Source organism: Synechococcus sp. R55.7 (genome assembly GCF_047461955.1).
Classification (GTDB): domain Bacteria; phylum Cyanobacteriota; class Cyanobacteriia; order Thermostichales; family Thermostichaceae; genus Thermostichus.
This window is the reverse complement of record NZ_JANSIC010000292.1, coordinates 1-2,469: the sequence shown is the minus strand read 5'-3', so window position 1 is coordinate 2,469 and position 2,469 is coordinate 1. Positions and strand designations below refer to the sequence as shown.

Here is a 2,469-nt window from a genome sequence, read left to right as displayed (position 1 = left end):
TGCAGACCTCAGCAATTCGGTTTATGGTATGGACATTCCCCCTGCAATTCCTCTTCTCCAAGCTGCAAACCCATGACCGCAGATCTCACCAACCGCATTTTGGGCAACCGCTACCAGCTGATTCAAGAAATTGGTAGCGGTGGTATGGGATCCGTCTTCCGCGCCTTAGACTTACACAACAACGGCCAAGAGGTAGCTGTCAAGATCTTATATGCCCCCATGCTGCTGAGCCGGGGCGACTTCCAGACAGACTTGCGCCGTCGCTTTGCCGAAGAGATCCGCGTTAGCACCCTTCTGGGGCAGCATCCTCGCATCGTCAAGGTTTTGGATCACGGCCAAGAGGGGGAGCAGGCCTACTTGGTGATGGAGTACCTTAAGGGGCAGGATCTGGGCAAGCTGATCCGAGAAAAAGGGGCTTTGCCGGTTCGACAAGCCGTTCGACTAGCCTTGCAGGCCTGTGAGGGGCTGCACTTTGCCCACACGTTTCAGGCCAAGGTAGAGGGTCGCGAGATTCGAGGCGTTATCCATCGCGACATCAAACCCAGCAACCTCTTCATCGAGCAAGTTTTTCAAAATGGCAAGCTTATCCCCCAACTGAAAATCCTCGACTTTGGCGTGGCCAAAACCCTGGCGGATCACACCCTCAGCCTGGGCACCCAAAAAGGGGGAGGATTTATCGGCACAGCTCGCTACGCCTCTCCCGAACAGATACGGGGCAAAGCCTTGGATGCCCGCTCGGATATCTACTCCTTTGGGGTAGTGCTCTACGAGATGCTGACGGGATCCATGCCCTTTCAATTGGAAACTGACTCTTTGCACAGTTGGATCCACGCCCATTGTTACGAAAGCCCCCTGGAGATCAACCCCAATACAGCTCCCCAGCCGATCCCACCCCCCTTGGCAGCGGTGGTGATGGATTGCCTGAAAAAAAACCCAGACGAACGACCGCAAACGATGCGGGAGCTGGGGGAACGACTGCTGCAAGCCTATGACCTGACGGCAACCACCCAACTCTCTAGTGGCCAAGCCAGCACTGTGATCCTGCCCACCGGCAGCGCTAAGGCTCAACGGGATGCTCCACCCTCTTCTGACCCCAAGCCACCAATCCAAACCACCCGCAATACAGGATCGGCTTCTGGAGCCTTTGAAGATATCCGCGATGAGGATCTGGATCTCATCGAAGATGAGCCGGTCTCTCCCCCTCCTCCAGGTGCAGGGATCCCCTATTACATCACCGAGCGGGAACCCTCCTCAGCAGAAGCTTCGCCGGAAACACCGGATCCCTCCCCCCAAAGTGAGGATGAAACTCCCAAAACGCCCTCCACAGTGATCCCAGCCAGCAACGCTCTCCCGACCGTTCAGGATCCCCCCGTCGCTCGCCCTGCCACGCCGGCACGAACCGATACTCCCCGCACTCGCCCTCTGCGGCAAGCTGCCCCCCAAACGGTTCTGCAACCTTCCGACAGCAACCTGAAGTGGGTTTTGGCCGGGGGATCCCTGGGCGTTATGGCTTTGCTGGCCGCCTTTTTGCTGTGGCCACGCCCAACGATCCGCGATAGCCGGGAAGAACCGGATCCGATCCCTACCGCTGAAGTAACCCCAACACCTACACTCGAACCTGCTCCCACTCCAACGCCGACACCCACCCCGACTCCAGCACCAACACCCACTCCGAGACCGACACCCACCCCGACTCCAGCACCAACACCCACTCCGACACCGACGCTTACCCCTATCCCTCGATTCACCCCGCTTGTCCCTCGTACTCCTACCCCCACCCCGACTCCATCCCCCACTCCCACTGCCACACCTGCCCCAGCAACGCCAACACCTGCGGCAGAGCTGGCCCTCAGCGGCGAGTGGCTTTACGAGGGAGGATCTTTTATCTGGCAGGGATCCCTGTGCAAGGTCAATGTTGCGGCTGGCGTCCAGGAAACCGTCTCCATTCGTCAGGAGGGCAACCAGATCAGCGTTTCCTCCCCCAGCTTTTCCGAACGCAGTGGCCAGCTCATCGGCAACCAACTTTCTGTCAGCGGTAAGGCAGCGGGTAGTGGCACCCCAACCATCACTTGGAGCGGCACTGTCAGCGCTGACGGGCGCTCGATTCGAGGAACGGCTACCTGTGGTAGCGCCAGCTTCGCCATTAGGCTCACACGGCAGAGCTAAATACCTACGCCTCCTCCCCGATCACCGCCGCCGCCGTCTTCCCTATCGTCCGGTTTCTGTTGCCGTTGAGGCGGTGGAGGAGGAGCAGCAAAGCTTTCGCTCACAACTTCGATGGTGTAAGGGCCTCGCCCAGGGCTACCCGGCCCAGCCGTTGGAGAGGCATTTTGTGCCCAGTAGCTTTGCACCTGGAGCAAGTAGCAGCGGTCTTGCCGTACTGGGATGGTCAGCTCAGAGGTGGTAAAGTTGCCAGGGGCAGCATCATCATTTACAAAAACGTCAGGATCCAATCTCCGGTTGCTGTCA

Annotated in this window: 2 protein-coding genes; one reads left to right on the top strand and one right to left on the bottom strand. The window is 58.7% G+C overall.

Going from position 1 to position 2,469, the window contains the following annotated elements; genetic code table 11:
• Nucleotides 1–72: 72 nt before the first annotated feature.
• Nucleotides 73–2,166 (top strand): serine/threonine protein kinase, encoded by a 2,094-nt coding sequence (locus NW820_RS11835; protein WP_414407586.1) that lies wholly within the window; start codon nucleotides 73–75, stop codon nucleotides 2,164–2,166.
• On the opposite strand, the gene NW820_RS11830 is transcribed toward NW820_RS11835, so the two are convergent.
• Nucleotides 2,163–2,469 (bottom strand): hypothetical protein (locus tag NW820_RS11830; protein WP_414407585.1); only part of this gene is annotated, 307 nt, incomplete at its 5' end. The genes NW820_RS11835 and NW820_RS11830 overlap by 4 nt on opposite strands.